The organism is Vibrio sp. 378 (assembly GCF_033339435.1).
In genome coordinates this window covers 378,923-397,173 of record NZ_JAWOUO010000005.1, presented here as the reverse complement: position 1 = coordinate 397,173, position 18,251 = coordinate 378,923, and the positions used below count along the sequence as shown (strand labels likewise).

Annotated in this window: 19 protein-coding genes; 18 read left to right on the top strand and 1 reads right to left on the bottom strand. The window is 45.0% G+C overall.

The features are described 5' to 3' along the window. Positions 1-3: 3 nt before the first annotated feature. From queA to secF, 5 genes are all read left to right on the top strand, one after another. Positions 4-1,056: a tRNA preQ1(34) S-adenosylmethionine ribosyltransferase-isomerase QueA gene (gene queA / locus R7Q48_RS12395; protein ID WP_154204823.1), complete on the top strand. Its 1,053-nt coding sequence runs from the start codon at positions 4-6 to the stop codon at positions 1,054-1,056. 147 nt (positions 1,057-1,203) lie between these two features. After that, positions 1,204-2,340, top strand: coding sequence for a tRNA guanosine(34) transglycosylase Tgt (tgt, locus tag R7Q48_RS12390; protein ID WP_005381727.1), 1,137 nt, complete (start codon positions 1,204-1,206; stop codon positions 2,338-2,340). A gap of 177 nt (positions 2,341-2,517) precedes the next feature. Next, positions 2,518-2,847: a preprotein translocase subunit YajC gene (yajC, locus tag R7Q48_RS12385; RefSeq protein WP_005381725.1), complete on the top strand. Its 330-nt coding sequence runs from the start codon at positions 2,518-2,520 to the stop codon at positions 2,845-2,847. A gap of 21 nt (positions 2,848-2,868) precedes the next feature. Beyond that, a complete protein-coding gene (gene secD, locus R7Q48_RS12380) occupies positions 2,869-4,725 on the top strand; it encodes a protein translocase subunit SecD (RefSeq protein WP_005381724.1) in 1,857 nt (618 codons plus the stop codon). Between the two features lie 14 nt (positions 4,726-4,739). After that, complete coding sequence (secF, locus tag R7Q48_RS12375; RefSeq protein WP_005383689.1) at positions 4,740-5,687, top strand: protein translocase subunit SecF; 948 nt, start codon at positions 4,740-4,742, stop codon at positions 5,685-5,687. Between the two features lie 209 nt (positions 5,688-5,896). On the opposite strand, the gene suhB is transcribed toward secF, so the two are convergent. Next, the gene (gene suhB / locus R7Q48_RS12370) at positions 5,897-6,700 is read right to left on the bottom strand and encodes an inositol-1-monophosphatase (protein WP_005381722.1); all 804 of its coding nucleotides are present in this window, start codon (positions 6,698-6,700) and stop codon (positions 5,897-5,899) included. Positions 6,701-6,931: 231 nt separating this feature from the next. On the opposite strand from suhB, the gene trmJ reads away from it, so the two are divergent. The 13 genes from trmJ (at position 6,932) to rodZ (ending at position 18,248) form a co-directional block, all read left to right on the top strand. Then, positions 6,932-7,651: a tRNA (cytosine(32)/uridine(32)-2'-O)-methyltransferase TrmJ gene (gene trmJ / locus R7Q48_RS12365; RefSeq protein WP_005383693.1), complete on the top strand. Its 720-nt coding sequence runs from the start codon at positions 6,932-6,934 to the stop codon at positions 7,649-7,651. 125 nt (positions 7,652-7,776) lie between these two features. Further along, positions 7,777-8,283 carry a Fe-S cluster assembly transcriptional regulator IscR gene (gene iscR, locus R7Q48_RS12360; protein ID WP_005381720.1) on the top strand — a complete coding sequence of 169 codons (507 nt, stop codon included), beginning with the start codon at positions 7,777-7,779 and terminating at the stop codon, positions 8,281-8,283. A gap of 28 nt (positions 8,284-8,311) precedes the next feature. Next, a complete protein-coding gene (locus tag R7Q48_RS12355; RefSeq protein WP_025768862.1) occupies positions 8,312-9,526 on the top strand; it encodes an IscS subfamily cysteine desulfurase in 1,215 nt (404 codons plus the stop codon). Between the two features lie 38 nt (positions 9,527-9,564). Beyond that, positions 9,565-9,948, top strand: coding sequence for a Fe-S cluster assembly scaffold IscU (gene iscU / locus R7Q48_RS12350; protein ID WP_005381718.1), 384 nt, complete (start codon positions 9,565-9,567; stop codon positions 9,946-9,948). 70 nt (positions 9,949-10,018) lie between these two features. Next, the gene (iscA, locus tag R7Q48_RS12345) at positions 10,019-10,342 is read left to right on the top strand and encodes an iron-sulfur cluster assembly protein IscA (RefSeq protein ID WP_005391554.1); all 324 of its coding nucleotides are present in this window, start codon (positions 10,019-10,021) and stop codon (positions 10,340-10,342) included. A 55-nt stretch (positions 10,343-10,397) separates the two neighbouring features. Then, the gene (gene hscB / locus R7Q48_RS12340) at positions 10,398-10,913 is read left to right on the top strand and encodes a co-chaperone HscB (protein WP_012842113.1); all 516 of its coding nucleotides are present in this window, start codon (positions 10,398-10,400) and stop codon (positions 10,911-10,913) included. Between the two features lie 21 nt (positions 10,914-10,934). Further along, entirely contained in the window at positions 10,935-12,788 is a 1,854-nt protein-coding gene (gene hscA, locus R7Q48_RS12335) for a Fe-S protein assembly chaperone HscA (protein ID WP_017820567.1), read from the top strand. A 13-nt stretch (positions 12,789-12,801) separates the two neighbouring features. Then, positions 12,802-13,140: an ISC system 2Fe-2S type ferredoxin gene (fdx, locus tag R7Q48_RS12330; protein WP_005381713.1), complete on the top strand. Its 339-nt coding sequence runs from the start codon at positions 12,802-12,804 to the stop codon at positions 13,138-13,140. 44 nt (positions 13,141-13,184) lie between these two features. Continuing rightward, complete coding sequence (gene iscX, locus R7Q48_RS12325; protein WP_005381711.1) at positions 13,185-13,379, top strand: Fe-S cluster assembly protein IscX; 195 nt, start codon at positions 13,185-13,187, stop codon at positions 13,377-13,379. Between the two features lie 161 nt (positions 13,380-13,540). Next, positions 13,541-14,839: an aminopeptidase PepB gene (pepB, locus tag R7Q48_RS12320; protein WP_054575091.1), complete on the top strand. Its 1,299-nt coding sequence runs from the start codon at positions 13,541-13,543 to the stop codon at positions 14,837-14,839. A gap of 95 nt (positions 14,840-14,934) precedes the next feature. Then, positions 14,935-15,360 (top strand): nucleoside-diphosphate kinase, encoded by a 426-nt coding sequence (ndk, locus tag R7Q48_RS12315; RefSeq protein ID WP_005381702.1) that lies wholly within the window; start codon positions 14,935-14,937, stop codon positions 15,358-15,360. A gap of 373 nt (positions 15,361-15,733) precedes the next feature. After that, a complete protein-coding gene (locus R7Q48_RS12310; RefSeq protein WP_017633913.1) occupies positions 15,734-16,861 on the top strand; it encodes a bifunctional tRNA (adenosine(37)-C2)-methyltransferase TrmG/ribosomal RNA large subunit methyltransferase RlmN in 1,128 nt (375 codons plus the stop codon). A gap of 436 nt (positions 16,862-17,297) precedes the next feature. Then, positions 17,298-18,248 (top strand): cytoskeleton protein RodZ, encoded by a 951-nt coding sequence (rodZ, locus tag R7Q48_RS12305; protein WP_005381700.1) that lies wholly within the window; start codon positions 17,298-17,300, stop codon positions 18,246-18,248. The last annotated feature ends 3 nt before the right edge of the window (positions 18,249-18,251 follow it).

Genomic DNA, 18,251 nt, shown 5'->3' with positions numbered 1-18,251 from the left:
AACATGCAAGTATCAGATTTCCATTTCGACCTTCCAGATGAACTCATCGCTCGCTACCCTCAACCAGAGCGTACCGCTAGCCGACTGCTGCAAATGGACGGCAATACCGGAGAGCTCATTGATGGCACATTTACTGATGTATTGGGCCAAGTTCAACCCGGTGACTTAGTGGTGTTTAATAATACTCGTGTTATTCCTGCTCGTCTTTTTGGCCGCAAGGAATCGGGCGGTAAATTAGAAGTGCTAGTGGAGCGCATGTTGGATGAGAAAAGCATCCTCGCGCACGTTCGCTGCTCTAAGTCACCAAAACCAGGTACAACCATTATTGTTGGCGAGAATGATGAATATTCAGCAGAAATGGTGGCACGCCATGATGCTTTATTTGAACTGAAATTTAGTTCTGATAAGACGGTACTAGAAATTCTGGAAGAAATCGGCCATATGCCGCTTCCTCCTTACATCGACCGTCCAGACGAAGATGCAGATAAAGAGCGTTACCAAACGGTATATAATCAAAAGCCAGGTGCGGTTGCGGCACCGACGGCGGGCCTTCACTTTGATGATGTTCTCTTGGAGAAAATCAAAGCGAAAGGTGCAGAGTTTGCTTACGTTACTTTGCACGTTGGGGCGGGTACATTCCAGCCAGTAAAAGTGGAAAATATCAACGATCACCACATGCATGCCGAGTACGTAGAAGTACCACAAGAAGTCGTCGAAGCAATTAAAGCGGCGAAAGCGCGTGGCGGACGAATTATTGCTGTTGGTACAACATCTGTGCGTTCACTTGAAAGTGCAGCGCAAGACGCATTGCAAAAAGGGACTGAGCTGGCCCCATTCTTTGGCGATACAGAAATCTTTATTTTCCCTGGTTACGAATATCAGTTGGTGGATTGCTTGATCACAAACTTCCACTTGCCTGAATCAACACTGATCATGTTGGTGAGTGCATTTGCTGGATACGAGAACACCATGAATGCTTACAAACATGCGGTGGAAAACAAATACCGTTTCTTCTCGTATGGCGATTCAATGTTCATCAAGAAGAAAACGGCGTAGTTAAAAATAGATTTACGAGTGCTAGCAGTAAGCTAGGAAATAAAGCATCCATTGCTTTGTCTCTCGCAAGGAAAAGCGACCGCTCCTTAAAGTAGGGTAGAGCCCTAAACACTCAGTCAGACTGTTTCTCTGACACCCGGAGGCATCGTGAAATTAAAATTCGATCTTAAGAAGAAAAACGGCAATGCACGTCGTGGTCAACTGACTTTCGAACGCGGCACTGTTCAAACTCCTGCGTTCATGCCAGTAGGTACTTACGGTACCGTTAAAGGTATGACACCAGAAGAAGTAAAAGGTACTGGTGCAGAAATTCTGCTAGGTAATACGTTCCACCTGTGGCTACGTCCTGGTCAAGAAGTGATGAAAATGCACGGTGACCTGCACGATTTTATGAACTGGCACGGTCCTATTCTTACTGATTCAGGCGGCTTCCAAGTATTCAGCCTTGGTAAGATGCGTACGATCACTGAAGAGGGTGTTCACTTTCGTAACCCAGTAAACGGTGACAAGATTTTCATGGACGCAGAAAAGTCGATGGAAATTCAAAAAGACCTGGGCTCTGACATCGTTATGATTTTTGACGAGTGTACGCCTTACCCAGCGACACACGATGAAGCGAAGAAATCGATGGAAATGTCATTACGCTGGGCACAGCGTTCACGTGACCACTTCGAGAAGCTAGAAAACCCGAACAACCTATTTGGTATTGTCCAAGGTGGTGTTTACGAAGATTTACGTGATGTGTCGGTAAAAGGTCTAACGGAAATCGGTTTTGACGGTTACGCGGTTGGTGGTTTGGCAGTAGGTGAGCCTAAAGAAGACATGCACCGTATTCTTGAGCATACTTGTCCTCAACTTCCTGAAGACAAACCTCGCTACTTGATGGGCGTAGGTAAGCCAGAAGACTTGGTTGAAGGTGTTCGTCGTGGTATCGACATGTTTGACTGTGTAATGCCAACGCGTAACGCACGTAATGGTCACTTATTTGTGACTGGTGGTGTGATCAAGATCCGTAATGCGAAACATAAAACGGATACAACACCATTGGATCCGCATTGTGACTGTTACACTTGTCAAAACTACAGCAAGTCGTACCTTCACCATTTAGAGCGTTGTAATGAAATCTTAGGCGCTCGCTTGAATACAATCCATAACCTGCGTTACTACCAACGTCTGATGGAAAGCATTCGTAAAGCAATTGATGAAGATCGCTTCGATGAATTTGTTACTGAGTTCTATGAGCGTCGTGGCCGTGAAGTGCCACCATTAGCAAAAGAGCAGTAATTGAAAAACTAAAAGAATTAAAGCCTTTGGCATGTCGCCAGAGGCTTTTGCTAATAAAGTAGGCTAACGCACGTTATTTTTGAGAGAGCGATCTCTATTAGTTACTCTCAGACTTGAATCTAAAATGCGAAAGCCCAATTTGTTTGATTATCAATAAAATATAATGAGGATGTTTTAATGTTTATTTCTCAGGCTCACGCAGCAGCAGAAGGCGCGCCAGCAGGCGGTGGTTTTGAAATGCTAATCATGCTTGGCATGTTCGCAGTGATCTTTTACTTCATGATTTATCGCCCACAAGCGAAACGCGTAAAAGAACACAAAAACCTAATGGCTTCTATGGGCAAAGGCGACGAAGTTTTAACTAGCGGTGGCCTAGTGGGTAAAATCACTAAGATTGCTGAAGACAATGACTACATTTCAATTGAGCTTAACGCGAACAATGAAGTAGTAATCAAGAAAGACTTCATCACTGCAGTGCTACCAAAAGGTACGCTTAAGTCTCTATAAAACAGCTAAAGGATCCTCGCTGTGCTAAACCGTTATCCATTATGGAAGTACTTGATGGTGCTTTTTGCCATCATCACCGCTGCGTTATACGCACTTCCAAATATCTACGGTGAAGATCCGGCTATTCAAGTTACAGGGGCGCGTGGCGCCTCTGTAGATATGTCAACGCTGGATGCTGTCACTACTGCTCTTAACAAAGAGCAACTTTCTCATAAATCCATTGCTCTCGAAGATGGATCAATTCTTGTTCGTTTTAACGACACTGACACACAAATCAGTGCTCGTGATGTCATCAGCGAAGCGCTAGGTAAAGACACAATTGTTGCACTTAACCTTGCACCTTCTACACCCGATTGGCTAGAAGCGATTGGCGCGTCACCATTGAAGCTAGGTCTTGACCTTCGCGGTGGTGTTCACTTCTTAATGGAAGTGGATATGGATGCAGCGATGGAAAAGCTCGTTGGTCAACAAGAAGAAGCTTTCCGTAGCGAACTTCGTGACGCCAAGATTCGTTACCGTGCAATCCGCCCTTCTGGAAAAGAAGCGGTAGAAGTGTTGTTGCGTAACGAAGAGCAATTAGCAGAAGCGAAAGCAACGCTAGAAAAGAATCACCCGGACATGATTTTTGTCGATTCTGATTCAAATGGCCGTTACGCTCTTACTGCCACCTTTACTGAGCAACGTTTACAAGAGATCCGTAACTATGCTGTTGAGCAAAACATTACGATTTTACGTAATCGTGTCAACGAACTAGGTGTTGCGGAACCATTGGTTCAACGTCAAGGTGCTAGTCGCATTGTGGTTGAACTGCCTGGTGTTCAAGACACTGCTCGTGCAAAAGAAATTCTCGGAGCTACGGCAACGCTTGAATTCCGTGAAGTTGATGATAAAGCTGACCTATCGGCAGCGGCAAATGGTCGTGCGCCAGCAGGTAGTGAAATCAAGATGGACCGTGATGGTCGCCCAGTTGTGCTTAAGAAGCGCGTTATTCTTGGCGGTCAAAGCATCACAGATGCAAGCTCAAGTGTTGATGAATATGGTCGTCCACAAGTTAACATCTCGCTAGACAGCGAAGGTGGTAATAAGATGTCTGCGTTCTCTAAGAAGAACATTGGTAAGCTAATGGCTACCGTGTTTGCAGAATACAAAGACAGTGGCCGTCGTACGCCTGAAGGCAAAGTTATTCTGGATAAGCATGAAGAAGTCATCAACCAAGCAACGATTCAATCGGCTCTTGGTCGTAACTTCCGTATCACAGGTATCGACTCTGCTGCAGAAGCACACAACCTAGCACTTCTACTACGTGCTGGTGCACTGATTGCACCTATCTCTATCGTTGAAGAACGTACCATTGGTCCATCAATGGGCCAGCAAAACATCGATATGGGTATCCAAGCATGTATCTGGGGTATGGTTGCCGTAATGCTATTTACGCTGCTTTACTACCGCGGCTTTGGTTTGATTGCAAACATCGCTCTAATGGCAAACTTGGTGCTTATCATTGGTGTTATGTCGATGATTCCAGGCGCTACCATGACGCTTCCGGGGATAGCCGGTATCGTGTTAACAGTCGGTATGGCGGTTGATGCGAACGTACTGATCTTCGAGCGTATCCGTGAAGAAATTCGTGATGGACGTAGTCCACAACAAGCGATTCACCAAGGTTACGCGAATGCATTCAGCACGATTGCTGATGCGAACATCACAACACTAATTACTGCAATCATTCTATTTGCGGTCGGTACAGGTGCGGTGAAAGGTTTCGCAGTTACTCTATCTATCGGTATCTTAACTTCAATGTTCACCGCCATTATTGGTACACGTTGTATCGTGAACCTGATCTACGGTGGCAAACGCGTTGATAAATTGTCGATCTAAGGCTGGGAATTAATATGTTTCAAATTCTAAAAGCAGAGAAGACGATCGGCTTTATGCGTTGGTCGAAAGTAGCATTCGTTTTTTCAATTATAATGATTGCTGCTTCTATCTTCACTTTGTCAACCAAGTGGCTTAATTGGGGTCTAGATTTCACTGGCGGTACGCTTATCGAGGTCGGTTTTGAACAGCCAGCAAACCTTGAAGAGATTCGTGCAGCACTAGATTCAAAAGGCTTTGGTGATGCGACAGTACAAAACTTCGGTAGTGCTCGTGAAGTCATGGTCCGTCTTCGTCCACGTGATGACGTTTCTGGTGAAACGCTAGGTAACCAAATCATTGGTGCTATCAAAGATGGTACTGGCGAAAGCGTAGAAATGCGTCGTATTGAGTTCGTAGGTCCCAACGTTGGTGATGAGCTAACAGAAGCTGGTGGTCTAGCGATCTTGGTATCGCTGATCTGTATCCTGCTTTATGTATCGATGCGATTTGAATGGCGTCTAGCGGCTGGTGCGGTAATGGCATTGGCTCACGATATAATTATCACGCTAGGTGTCTTCTCGTTTCTACAAATTGAAGTTGACCTGACCATCGTAGCTGCGCTACTGACGGTTGTGGGCTACTCACTCAACGATACCATCGTTGTATTTGACCGGATTCGTGAAAACTTCCGTAAGATGCGTAAGGGTGAACCTTCGGATATCATGGACGCTTCAATCACTCAAACATTGAGCCGTACATTGATTACGTCGGGTACAACCTTGTTCGTAGTAATTGCACTGTTCATGCAGGGTGGTGCTATGATTCACGGCTTTGCAACCGCACTTTTACTCGGTATCACTGTAGGTACTTACTCTTCTATCTACGTAGCATCAGCACTGGCTCTAAAACTGGGTATCCAGAAAGAGCACTTGATGCCACCTCAAGTAGAAAAAGAAGGTGCAGAGTTCGACGAAATGCCATAAGGCAGATTGAGAACCGAAAACAAAAACCGCTGAACAATCAGCGGTTTTTTTGTATCTGAATAGAGTCGTGAGCTTGCCGAACCTCATTGTATGGAGAGCCTTACATTGCAGCTAAGTAGATACGGTTCGGTAGATACAAAAAAGCCCCGCTCATTGAGCGGGGCTTTCTAAAGTCATCAGCGTGACGGGCTAAATATGACTTTCAAATCTTACTTAAGGATCGCGCTGTTACCGTTTTCGCGGATGTGCTTAAGGATAGATTTTACGCCACGAGCGCTTGAAGCAACGATGTTACCAGACTTCATGTAGTCAGTGCCGCCAGCAAAGTCTGTTAGGATTGCGCCAGCTTCACGAGCAATAAGCTCACCTGCTGCCATATCCCAAGGTTTTAGGCCTAGTTCGAAGTAACCATCAACACGGCCAGCTGCCACGTAACAAAGGTCTAGAGCAGCAGAGCCGCTACGACGGAAATCAGCACACTCAGTGAATAGCGCACCAACGATCTTGATGTAAGACTCAGCGTGTTGTTTCTGCTTGAATGGGAAGCCTGTTGCTAGAACAGTACCTTGAAGGTCTTTTAGTTGAGCAACACGAATACGTGCACTGTTTAGTTGAGCGCCGGCACCGCGTTGTGCAGTGAATAGCTCGTTTTGCATTGGATCGTAAACACAAGCAACTTCAGTTTTGCCCTTAATACGAACAGCGATAGAAACCGCGAAAGTTGGGTAACCTTTTACAAAGTTAGTGGTGCCATCCAGTGGGTCGATGATCCATTGTACGTCTTTATCTTTACCTTCGATAAGACCTTGTTCTTCAGCAACGATACAGTGCTCAGGGTAAGACTGCTTGATAGTATCGATGATGATGTATTCTGCTTCTTTGTCTACGTTAGTGACAAAGTCATTAGTGCCTTTAAGAGTAGATTCTACTTTATCAGTGTTTTCTAATGATTTAGCAATATGATTGCCTGCCTTTCGCGCAGCGCGAATAGCAATGTTTAGCATTGGATGCATACGAATTTCCCAACGGATGTTAAAGAACAAATGAAAGCGGCGGCGAGTATACCAGAGATAATTAAAAAGGGAAGTGGTTATTTTTTGTTCTAAATGCGACTGGTTGAGTGTACAGAGCATACTGCGGACGAGAACAATAACCAAGAATGAGAAGAGAGGTCTGCTTGCCTCTAGGGTGTCTTAAAAAACTATGATAACATTCTGCGGTTTTAATTTAGGTAGCAAACACAGATGTTGGATCAAGTAAAAATTGTACTCGTAGGTACCTCTCATTCAGGCAATATTGGCTCAGCAGCTCGAGCAATGAAAGTGATGGGTTTAAACCAACTAGTATTAGTCGATCCACAATGTGAAGTGGATGAACAAACTCTTGCTTTAGCTGCGGGTGCTGGTGATATTGCTCAAAATGCAAAGATTGTCGGCACATTAGAAGAAGCTGTTGAAGATTGTGGCCTTGTTGTGGGTTCTAGCGCCCGCTCTCGTACATTAGAATGGCCAATGCTCGAGCCACGTGAATGCGGTGAGAAATTTGCAGTTGAAGGCCGAAAGCATCCGGTTGCGCTCGTGTTTGGCCGAGAAAGAACTGGTTTGACAAACGAAGAGCTACAAAAGTGCCACTACCATGTTTGTATTCCCGCTAATCCTGAGTACAGCTCGCTTAACCTAGCGATGGCTGTACAAACTCTCAGTTACGAAGTGCGAGTTGCACACTTGAACTTAGAGCAAAGCCAGTTTTCCCCAAATGAATCGGAAGAATACCCGCGTCATCGAGAACTCGAAATGTTCTTCGAGCATCTTGAAAAGGTGATGGTTGAGACCCAGTTTATTAACAAAGAGCAACCTGGACAGGTGATGAATAAGTTGCGCCGTTTGTTCTCTCGTGCTCGACCAGAAACCCAAGAACTTAATATTCTACGAGGCGTTTTGACTTCGATAGAAAAGAAGTTCTGAGTGAATAATAACCACTTTAGGTGTGAGGATGAATACCTGAGTAAAATGGTCAAATAAATACTTGACCAAATTACTCAGGTATGGAAAAATCTTAACCATTACAAACCATGTGGATACGGTGTGGTATGAAACTTACATCTAAAGGAAGATATGCGGTGACAGCCATGCTGGATGTGGCACTGCATTCGCAACAAAACCCTGTACCTCTGGCTGATATTTCAGAGCGTCAAGGGATCTCGCTCTCTTACTTAGAGCAGCTATTTTCAAAATTGCGTAAAGCAGGTCTCGTTGCCAGCGTTCGTGGTCCTGGTGGTGGTTACCGACTTGGTGCCGACGCTCACAGTATCGCTATTGGTACCGTGATTGCTGCCGTTGATGAGTCAGTAGATGCAACCAAATGCCAAGGTAAAGGAGATTGCCAAGGTGGAACACGTTGCCTTACTCACACGCTGTGGCGTGACCTAAGCTCTCGCATTAGTGACTTTTTGAATAACATCACTCTTGGTGAGTTGATGACAGACAATGAAGTACTCGAAATTTCTGATCGTCAGGACATTGATCTGGCGGTAACCCATGGGCTATCAAACAAAAATACAACCGCCGCGCCCATCGGTGTAAACGTCCGCTCTTAGCGGTCAGCTTTTTACATTGGAGTAGAGAATGAAACTGCCGATTTATCTTGATTATTCCGCTACATGTCCAGTTGATCCACGTGTTGCTGAAAAAATGGTTCAGTACATGACAATGGATGGCACATTTGGCAACCCAGCGTCGCGTTCGCACCGTTACGGCTGGCAGGCAGAAGAAGCGGTCGATACTGCTCGTGAGCAAATTGCTGACCTTCTAAATGCAGATCCTCGCGAAATCGTATTTACATCTGGTGCGACAGAATCAGACAACCTTGCTATTAAAGGTGCAGCGCACTTTTACTCGAAGAAAGGCAAGCACGTAATCACTTGTAAAACAGAGCACAAAGCCGTTCTTGACCCATGTCGTCAACTTGAGCGTGAAGGCTTTGAAGTGACTTACCTTGAGCCAGAATCAAATGGCTTGATCGATCTAGAGAAGCTTAAAGCGGCAATGCGTGATGACACAGTGCTTGTGTCTATTATGCACGTAAACAACGAGATTGGTGTGGTTCAAGACATTACAGCGATCGGCGAATTGTGTCGTGAGCGTAAAATTGTTTTCCACGTGGATGCAGCGCAATCTGCAGGTAAATTACCAATCGACGTTCAAGAGATGAAAGTTGACCTAATTTCGCTTTCTGCTCACAAAGTTTATGGCCCTAAAGGCATCGGTGCACTTTACGTTCGTCGTAAGCCTCGTATTCGTCTTGAAGCGCAAATGCACGGTGGCGGCCATGAGCGTGGTTTCCGCTCTGGTACACTACCTACTCACCAAATCGTAGGTATGGGTGAAGCATTCCGTATTGCAAAAGAAGACATGCAAAAAGATTACGATCATGCTTTAGCGCTTCGTAACCGTCTTTTTGATGGCGTGAAAGACTTAGAAGCAGTGACGGTAAACGGTGACTTTGAGCAGCGTGTACCACACAACCTAAACATCAGTTTCGCATTCGTAGAAGGTGAATCACTACTAATGTCGCTTAAAGATCTAGCGGTATCTTCTGGTAGTGCTTGTACGTCTGCAAGCCTTGAGCCTTCTTACGTTCTTCGTGCCCTAGGCATGGATGACGAATTGGCTCACAGCTCGGTTCGTTTCTCGTTTGGTCGTTTCACGACTGAAGAAGAAATTGATTACGCAATTGAACAAATCCGCGTTGCAGTGACTAAGCTACGCGACATGTCTCCTCTATGGGATATGTACAAAGAAGGGATTGATTTGAGCACTGTTGAATGGGCTCACCATTAATCTCAGGGATTGAAATAGAGGATTCGAGGTAATTTATCATGGCATACAGCGAAAAAGTAATTGATCACTACGAGAACCCACGTAACGTTGGTTCATTCGATAAAGAAGATCCATCAGTAGGTAGCGGCATGGTTGGCGCTCCTGCGTGTGGTGACGTAATGAAGCTTCAAATCAAAGTGACACCTGAAGGTATCATCGAAGATGCGAAGTTCAAAACATACGGTTGTGGTAGTGCAATCGCATCAAGCTCACTAGTAACTGAGTGGGTAAAAGGTAAGTCAGTTGATGAAGCGGCAGCAATTAAAAACTCTGAGATTGCTGAAGAGCTAGAGCTTCCACCAGTGAAAGTTCACTGTTCTATTCTTGCTGAAGATGCAATCAAAGCAGCGGTTGCTGACTACAAGAAAAAACACCAAGAATAATTATTCCGTAATATAATGGGAGCTTTGACGCTCCCATTCCAATCGAAATTTAGACAGACTAAGGTGCAGTATGGCCATCACAATGACAGAATCAGCGGCAAGTCGCGTAAGAGCATTCCTAGATAACCGAGGCAAAGGTATCGGTTTACGTCTTGGAGTGAAGACGACTGGTTGTTCCGGCATGGCATACGTACTTGAGTTTGTTGATGAGCTCAATGAAGAAGACGAAGTATTTGAACTCTCTGGAGTGAAAATCATCATCGACAAAAAAAGCTTAGTGTACCTAGACGGTACCGAATTGGATTACGTGAAAGAAGGGTTGAATGAAGGTTTTGAATTCAACAACCCTAACGCGAAAAGTGAATGTGGTTGTGGTGAAAGCTTCAACGTCTAATTGATTGTCCTTCTGGGCAAGCGAGTCCGGAAGGCTTTACTAGGACCCGAACTTAATGAATCACTTTGAATTATTTGGGCTACCAAGTCAGTTTAAGCTGGATGGTAGCCTTCTTTCTTCTCAGTTCCGAGAACTACAAAAACGCTTCCACCCAGATAACTTTGCAACGGGATCTGAACGTGACCGTTTGATGGCGGTGCAAAAGGCAGCGCAAATCAACGATGCCTATCAAGTTCTGAAAAATCCTATCTCCCGTGCCGAGTACATCCTCGCAGAGCAGGGTGTTGAGATCCGAGGTGAACAGCAGACAATGCAAGATCCAATGTTCTTAATGGAGCAAATGGAGCTGCGCGAAGAACTGGAAGAAATTGCTGACAGCACCGATCCTGAATCGGCGCTTTTTGACTTCGATTCTAAGGTCAGCAAAATGTACAAACAGCATCTGGCAAGCGTCGAGCAAGAGCTTGATGATGGTCTATGGGCTGAAGCCGCAGACCGAGTTCGTAAGCTAAAATTCATTGCCAAACTAAAGAACGAAATTGAGCTAGTCGAAGACAAACTCCTCGGCTAGTAAGCGTGACAAGGACCTATCATGGCACTACTTCAAATCGCAGAACCGGGCCAAAGCTCGGCACCTCATGAGCATAAGTTAGCAGCGGGTATCGACTTAGGTACTACCAACTCTTTGGTTGCTTCTGTACGTAGCGGCGATGCAACTCCACTTGCGGACGAGCAGGGCCGTACTATTTTACCTTCAGTCGTTAATTACGCTGAGGAAACGTTAACGGTCGGCCACGAAGCCAAAGCCAAAGCAGAGTTTGAACCAGAGAACACGATTATCTCTGTAAAACGTTTGATCGGTCGTTCATTAAAGGACATTCAGTCCCGTTACTCTTCACTTCCTTATCGTTTTAAAGAGAGTGAAAACGGCCTGCCAATTCTGCAAACACCTCAAGGTGACAAAAACCCGATTGAAGTATCTGCGGACATCCTAAAAGTATTGGGTAAGCGAGCTGAAGATACGTTAGGTGGTGAGTTAGCTGGTGTCGTTATTACCGTTCCTGCTTACTTTGATGACGCGCAACGTGCAGGTACAAAAGATGCGGCGAAATTAGCTGGTCTTCATGTTCTCCGTCTACTTAACGAACCAACCGCTGCGGCAATTGCTTATGGCCTAGACTCAGGTCAAGAAGGTGTGATTGCGGTTTACGATCTAGGTGGCGGTACTTTTGATATCTCTATCCTACGTTTATCGAAAGGCGTATTTGAAGTATTAGCAACAGGTGGCGATTCTGCATTAGGCGGTGACGACTTCGACCATCTATTTGCCGATTATTTAATGGAGCAAGCGGGTCTAGAAGCTCCGCTTTCTGCAGAAAAGAACCGTACACTGTTGAACATTGCTACTGAAGCTAAGATTGCTTTCTCTGAGCAAGACAGTGTTGACGTTGACGTTTTTGGTTGGAAAGGCACCGTGACTCGCGAGCAGTTCGAAGATCTGATTCGTCCGCTAGTGAAGAAAACCCTGATGTCTTGCCGCCGTGCGCTGAAAGATGCGGATGTCGACGCAGATGAAGTACTCGAGGTCGTCATGGTTGGTGGCTCAACCCGTACATTGCTGGTTCGTGAAATGGTAGGCGAGTTTTTTGGTCGCACACCCCTGACAAGCATTAACCCTGATGAAGTTGTTGCAATCGGCGCGGGTATCCAAGCAGACATTCTCGCGGGTAACAAGCCTGACTCTGAAATGTTGCTTCTTGATGTGATTCCACTGTCGCTCGGTATTGAAACCATGGGTGGTTTGGTCGAGAAGATCATCCCCCGCAACACTACGATTCCCGTTGCGCGTGCGCAAGAATTTACCACATTCAAAGATGGCCAAACGGCGATGAGTGTTCATGTGGTACAAGGTGAACGTGAAATGGTTGATGACTGTCGTTCACTTGCTCGCTTCTCGTTAAAAGGTATTCCTCCGATGGCAGCGGGTGCGGCACATATTCGCGTGACTTACCAAGTTGACGCTGATGGCCTTCTTTCTGTTACGGCAATGGAGAAGAGCACTGGTGTTCAATCAGAGATTCAAGTAAAACCTTCTTACGGCTTAAGTGACAATGAAGTGGCGGATATGTTGCGTGATTCAATGACGCACGCAAAAGAAGACATGCAAGCTCGTGCCTTAGCTGAGCAGCGTGTTGAAGCCGACCGAGTGATAGAAGGTTTGATTGCAGCGATGCAAGCTGATGGTGATGACTTACTATCAGAACAAGAGAAACAAAACTTGATTAAAGCCATCGAAGCCTTGATTGAGCTGCGTAATGGTGATGATGCAGATGCGATAGAGCAAGGCATTAAAGATACCGATAAAGCGAGCCAAGATTTCGCATCACGCCGTATGGATAAATCGATTCGAGCTGCGTTGTCAGGTCAATCAGTAGACGATATATAAGAGATAAGTAGTTATGCCTAAGATTATTGTATTACCACACGACGATTTGTGCCCAGAAGGTGCAGTGTTGGAAGCAAACTCTGGTGACACCGTTCTAGACGTAGCGCTAAAAAACGGTATCGGTATTGAACATGCGTGTGAGAAGTCATGTGCGTGTACTACCTGCCACGTAATCATCCGTGAAGGTTTTGATTCACTAGAAGAAAGTGAAGAACTAGAAGACGACATGCTAGATAAAGCGTGGGGTCTAGAGCCTGAGTCACGCCTAGGGTGTCAGGCGAGAATTGCTGATGAAGACTTGGTGGTAGAAATTCCTAAATACACACTAAACCACGCTTCAGAAGATCACTAAAACTATCTTCCCAATATAGGGAAGAAGCAAAAGGAAGATGAGCAATGAAATGGACAGATTCTCGCGATATCGCGATTGAACTTTGTGACAAGTTTCCAGATGTCGATCCAAAAACAGTGCGTTTTACCGATCTTCATCAATGGATCATGGAGTTAGATGAGTTTGACGATGAGCCAAACCGTTCTAATGAAAAGATTCTAGAAGCCGTTATCATGTGCTGGATGGACGAAGCAGACTAAGTCTGTAAAACACAGCCTAGTTAACAATTCTTACTAAAAAAAGCGGACCTTTAGGTCCGTTTTTTTATCCAATTGACATTTTTGCCCTACATAATGCTAACATCCGTGAGTTATTAAAAAGAAGCAGCGTAGGCAACGCTGCTATAAGACAAGGAGAAACCATGTCTACACAGATGTCTGTATTTTTAAGTCAAGAGTCGGCAGCACCACATTGGGGTGAAAAAGCACTGCTTTCATTCGCTGAAAACGGCGCAACTATTCACTTAGGTCAAGGTCATGATCTCGGCGCAATTCAACGTGCAGCTCGTCAGCTAGATGGCCAAGGAATTCGTTCTATTTTTCTTTCTGGTGATAACTGGGATCTAGAGAGCGTATGGGCTTTCCACCAAGGGTTCCGTAACCCTAAAAAACATGGCTCAGTTGAGTGGGCAGCATTGTCTGATGAAGATCAAGCAGAGCTTCAAGCTCGTATTACTTCGACTGATTTTACCCGCGATATTATCAACAAAACGGCAGAAGAAGTTGCTCCTCGTCAGCTAGCGACAATGGCTGCTGAATTCATCAAATCTGTTGCGCCGAAAGGCACGGTGACAGCACGTATCGTCAAAGACAAAGACTTGTTGGCAGAAGGTTGGGAAGGTATTTACGCAGTAGGCCGTGGTTCTGAGCGTACTTCTGCGATGCTTCAGTTAGACTACAACCCAACTGGTGACGAAAACGCACCTGTATTCGCATGTCTTGTGGGTAAAGGCATCACCTTTGATTCCGGTGGTTACAGCTTGAAGCCTTCTAACTTCATGAGTGCAATGAAAGCAGATATGGGTGGCTCGGGTACTATCACTGGTGGCCTAGGGTTAGCTATCTTACGCGGTTTGAACAAGCGCGTAAAACTGATCTTGTGTTGTGCTGAGAACATGGTTTCTGGCCGTGCCCTTAAGCTTGGCGACATCATCACTTACAAAAACGGCAAAACCGTTGAGATTATGAATACCGACGCGGAAGGTCGCTTGGTGCTTGCAGACGGTCTTATCTACGCTAGTGAGCAAAAGCCTGAGTTAATTATTGACTGCGCGACGCTAACAGGCGCAGCGAAGAATGCGTTAGGTAACGATTACCATGCGCTAATGAGCTTTGATGATGAGCTATCGCATCAAGCGCTTACGGCGGCAAACCAGGAAAAAGAAGGCTTGTGGCCGCTACCACTTGCTGATTTCCATCGAGAAATGCTGCCATCTAATTTTGCCGATTTATCGAATATCAGCTCTGGTGATTATTCTCCGGGTGCAAGTACTGCAGCTGCATTCTTGTCTTACTTCGTTGAGGACTACAAAAAAGGCTGGTTACATTTCGACTGTGCGGGTACGTATCGTAAAGCCGCTTCTGATAAATGGGCTGCGGGAGCAACGGGTATGGGTGTTCGTACACTTGCTCGTTTCCTCAATGAGCAAGCTGGAAAATAAGATTGATTGCAGCACTCTCTTGTTTGAGTGCTGCTCTTACCCAGTAAGTCACTTTAAAAGCACAACTATTATTACAAGTACAGAAAGGAAATTTTATGGCTCTAGAAAGAACATTTTCAATCATTAAGCCTGATGCTGTAGAGCGAAACCTAATTGGTGAAATCTACAATCGTATTGAAAAGGCTGGCCTACGTATCATCGCTGCCAAAATGGTTCACCTGACAGAAGATCAGGCAAGCGGCTTTTATGCAGAGCATGAAGGTAAAGAGTTTTTCCCTCCTCTAAAAGAGTTCATGACATCTGGTCCTATTATGGTTCAGGTATTGGAAGGCGAAAATGCGATTGCACGTTACCGCGAGCTAATGGGTAAAACCAACCCAGAGGACGCGGCATGTGGCACTTTGCGTGCTGATTACGCACTCAGCATGCGTCACAATTCAGTTCATGGTTCAGATAGCCCTGAGTCTGCCGCTCGTGAAATTGAGTTTTTCTTCCCTGAATCAGAAGTTTTCTCTCGCTAACTCGTTCATGCATCACTTTTGCGTGATGATCTAGTTCGTAATAACCTCGGAATTGTCCGAGGTTTTTTATTCCGCATTCTCCATTTCACCGGCGAGTTCATTCGTAATTATTCGCGAAGATATTGGCTAATCTGAGCATTTTACAGAGGTGAAAGATTAGTTACGTGTGTTTGTTCTCACTGTTTTCTCTGTACCACTTCTACGCTTTTGTTGTCGGTTGTCTAATCATTATTCTCACCGTAAAGTCTGATTAAAATTTAATCGTTTTTATTTTAATGCCTTAGCAAACTCAGGGTCTTACACCCCTTGTTGTAGCTGCATAAAGGCTGTACAATTCGCGCCCTTATTCTTGTTTCAGTCATTGAGAGGCAACATGACCACTGAAAAAATCAATCTACTCGACTTTGATCGCAAAGGCATGCGTCAGTTTTTCGCGGAAGAACTTGGCGAGAAAGCGTTTCGTGCCGATCAGGTTATGAAGTGGATCTACCATTTCGGTGTAGATGACTTCGAAAAAATGACAAACATCAACAAGAAGCTGCGCGAAAAGCTTTTACACAAGTGTGAAATTAAAGCACCAACTGTAGCAGAAGCTCAGCATTCTTCAGACGGCACGATCAAGTGGGCAATGAAGGTTGGTGATCAGGATGTAGAAACGGTTTACATTCCAGAAGATGATCGCGCAACGCTTTGTGTATCTTCTCAAGTAGGTTGTGCATTGGAATGTAAGTTCTGCTCAACAGCACAGCAGGGTTTTAACCGTAACTTGAAAGTTTCAGAGATCATCGGTCAGGTTTGGCGTGCTGCACGTGAAATTGGTCTTGAGAAAGAAACAGGCCGTCGCCCAATTACGAACGTCGTGATGATGGGTATGGGTGAGCCGCTTCTTAATATGAAGAACTTGATTCCAGCACTGGAGTTAATGTTGGATGACCTTGGCTTTGGTTTGTCGAAGCGTCGCGTAACCGTATCAACATCAGGTGTGGTTTCTGGTCTTGATCAGATGACGGGCAAAATCGACGTTGCGTTGGCGATCTCTCTTCATGCGCCAAACGATAAGCTGCGTAGTGAAATCATGCCAATTAACGATCGTTGGGATATTCAAGATTTCCTAGCATCCGTTCGTCGTTACATTGCTTCATCTAATGCAAACCGTGGCAAAGTAACAGTCGAGTACGTGTTGCTTGATCATGTGAACGATGACATGGACCATGCACGCGAGCTGGCTGAATTGATGAAAGACACACCATGTAAGATTAACTTGATTCCGTTTAACCCGTACCCAGGTTCACCTTACAAGAAACCAAGTAACTCACGTATTGATCGCTTCCAAAAAACATTGATGCAATACGAGCACACAGTTACGGTTCGTAAAACGCGCGGTGATGACATTGATGCCGCATGTGGTCAGTTGGTCGGTGATGTAATTGACCGAACTAAACGTACGGCAATGCTGAAAGCGTCACGCGGTGCCGATACCATTGAAGTGAAAGCTGTATAAACGACCGGAATTCAAAAATAGCCAGAGCCATTCGCTCTGGCTATTTTGTTTATTGTTTAGGACATTTTCGCCAAGATTTGGGACTATCACTCTTCAACCTAAGGTTATTTGGGTATAATTTCGAATTCCTTTGTCAAAGTTTGGACAAAAGCTTGAGCTATCTGTTAGTTTGAGTGTAAAGAGTTTTTGTCTTCGTTGCGCATTCGCTTATCATGATATGTAACACTAACGATGACACCGATAATTCTCAGCACTTTCTCACATACGTTTTGCTGATTTTTGCAAAACGGGTATTCGCACTCAGATCGCTGAGAGTTTCTTAAAATTATTATTTTTGGTTAACGCGTTTAGGCTAGCTATCTTTTAAAGAGGCTTAAGAACAATAACGAAAATACATGACCACGTTAGCCACTAAAACAGATTAAATACCGCCATTATGACAGAACACGAAAATACGAATGAAGTGCCACTCTCTATTGAAGCTGGCACATTACTGAAAAACAAACGTGAATCCTTGGGAATGAGCCAAAAGCAAGTTGCCGATCGCCTGAGGCTTCGCATTTCTGTGATTGAAGATATTGAAAATAACCGATTTGAATCTCAACAAGTCGCGACATTTACGCGTGGTTACTTACGCTCTTACGCTAAATTCGTGGGTCTTGATGAGAAGGTGGTTTTGACGGCGTTAGAGCAGACTGCCGATGCTCAGCCTCAAGAGCAAGAAATTGAAATGCAAAGCTTCTCTCGTAAAACAAAAGACGAGAAGCACAATAGCCGTATTATGCTCCTTACTTGGGTTATCGGGCTGGTCATTATTGGCATTTCAGCGGCATGGTGGTGGCAAAACCAACAAGAGAATAGCCTAACTAAGGAAGTAACGGATTCAAGTGTTGAAGCGCCGCAGCCCACTGCTCAAGAATTAGCTGATATCGATTTGATGACGGCTGAAGAGTTAATCGCAAGCACTCCTGAAGAAGTTGCTTCAACTAATGAAGGCGTTGCTGAATCGACTGAAGCATCCGTTGAGCAAGGGGCGGATCCTTTGCTGACTGAAACTGAAAATACAACAAGCGTAGATTCTGAAGAACCTGTTGCCGTGATTGAAGCGGCGGAAGAGGAACAGCCTGCGCCAGTAGTACCTGAAGGCATGACACTTCTTACTATGAAGTTTAAAGCGGACTGTTGGATTCAAGTAAAAGACACCAATGGTAAAACGCTGGTAAGTGGTACTCATAAGCCAGGACAAGATGTAGAACTTACCGGAAAAGCGCCATTTAAAGTGATATTAGGCGCACCGGAAGGGGTTACAATGACATTTGCAAGTGAACCTGTCGACCTTTCTGGGTATACTTCAGGCAAAGTAGCTAGATTCACTCTACCGTTATAAAAA

What these genes read in the sequence shown, in the direction of transcription:
- iscA (WP_005391554.1), top strand. Translation starts at nt 10,019, where the DNA reads ATGGCCATCACAATGACAGAATCAGCGGCAAGTCGCGTAAGAGCATTC.
- R7Q48_RS12310 (WP_017633913.1), top strand. Translation starts at nt 15,734, where the DNA reads ATGACCACTGAAAAAATCAATCTACTCGACTTTGATCGCAAAGGCATG.
- iscR (WP_005381720.1), top strand. Translation starts at nt 7,777, where the DNA reads ATGAAACTTACATCTAAAGGAAGATATGCGGTGACAGCCATGCTGGAT.
- yajC (WP_005381725.1), top strand. Translation starts at nt 2,518, where the DNA reads ATGTTTATTTCTCAGGCTCACGCAGCAGCAGAAGGCGCGCCAGCAGGC.
- hscB (WP_012842113.1), top strand. Translation starts at nt 10,398, where the DNA reads ATGAATCACTTTGAATTATTTGGGCTACCAAGTCAGTTTAAGCTGGAT.
- hscA (WP_017820567.1), top strand. Translation starts at nt 10,935, where the DNA reads ATGGCACTACTTCAAATCGCAGAACCGGGCCAAAGCTCGGCACCTCAT.
- iscX (WP_005381711.1), top strand. Translation starts at nt 13,185, where the DNA reads ATGAAATGGACAGATTCTCGCGATATCGCGATTGAACTTTGTGACAAG.
- pepB (WP_054575091.1), top strand. Translation starts at nt 13,541, where the DNA reads ATGTCTACACAGATGTCTGTATTTTTAAGTCAAGAGTCGGCAGCACCA.
- R7Q48_RS12355 (WP_025768862.1), top strand. Translation starts at nt 8,312, where the DNA reads ATGAAACTGCCGATTTATCTTGATTATTCCGCTACATGTCCAGTTGAT.
- ndk (WP_005381702.1), top strand. Translation starts at nt 14,935, where the DNA reads ATGGCTCTAGAAAGAACATTTTCAATCATTAAGCCTGATGCTGTAGAG.
- suhB (WP_005381722.1), bottom strand. Translation starts at nt 6,700, where the DNA reads ATGCATCCAATGCTAAACATTGCTATTCGCGCTGCGCGAAAGGCAGGC.
- secF (WP_005383689.1), top strand. Translation starts at nt 4,740, where the DNA reads ATGTTTCAAATTCTAAAAGCAGAGAAGACGATCGGCTTTATGCGTTGG.
- queA (WP_154204823.1), top strand. Translation starts at nt 4, where the DNA reads ATGCAAGTATCAGATTTCCATTTCGACCTTCCAGATGAACTCATCGCT.
- iscU (WP_005381718.1), top strand. Translation starts at nt 9,565, where the DNA reads ATGGCATACAGCGAAAAAGTAATTGATCACTACGAGAACCCACGTAAC.
- rodZ (WP_005381700.1), top strand. Translation starts at nt 17,298, where the DNA reads ATGACAGAACACGAAAATACGAATGAAGTGCCACTCTCTATTGAAGCT.
- fdx (WP_005381713.1), top strand. Translation starts at nt 12,802, where the DNA reads ATGCCTAAGATTATTGTATTACCACACGACGATTTGTGCCCAGAAGGT.
- trmJ (WP_005383693.1), top strand. Translation starts at nt 6,932, where the DNA reads ATGTTGGATCAAGTAAAAATTGTACTCGTAGGTACCTCTCATTCAGGC.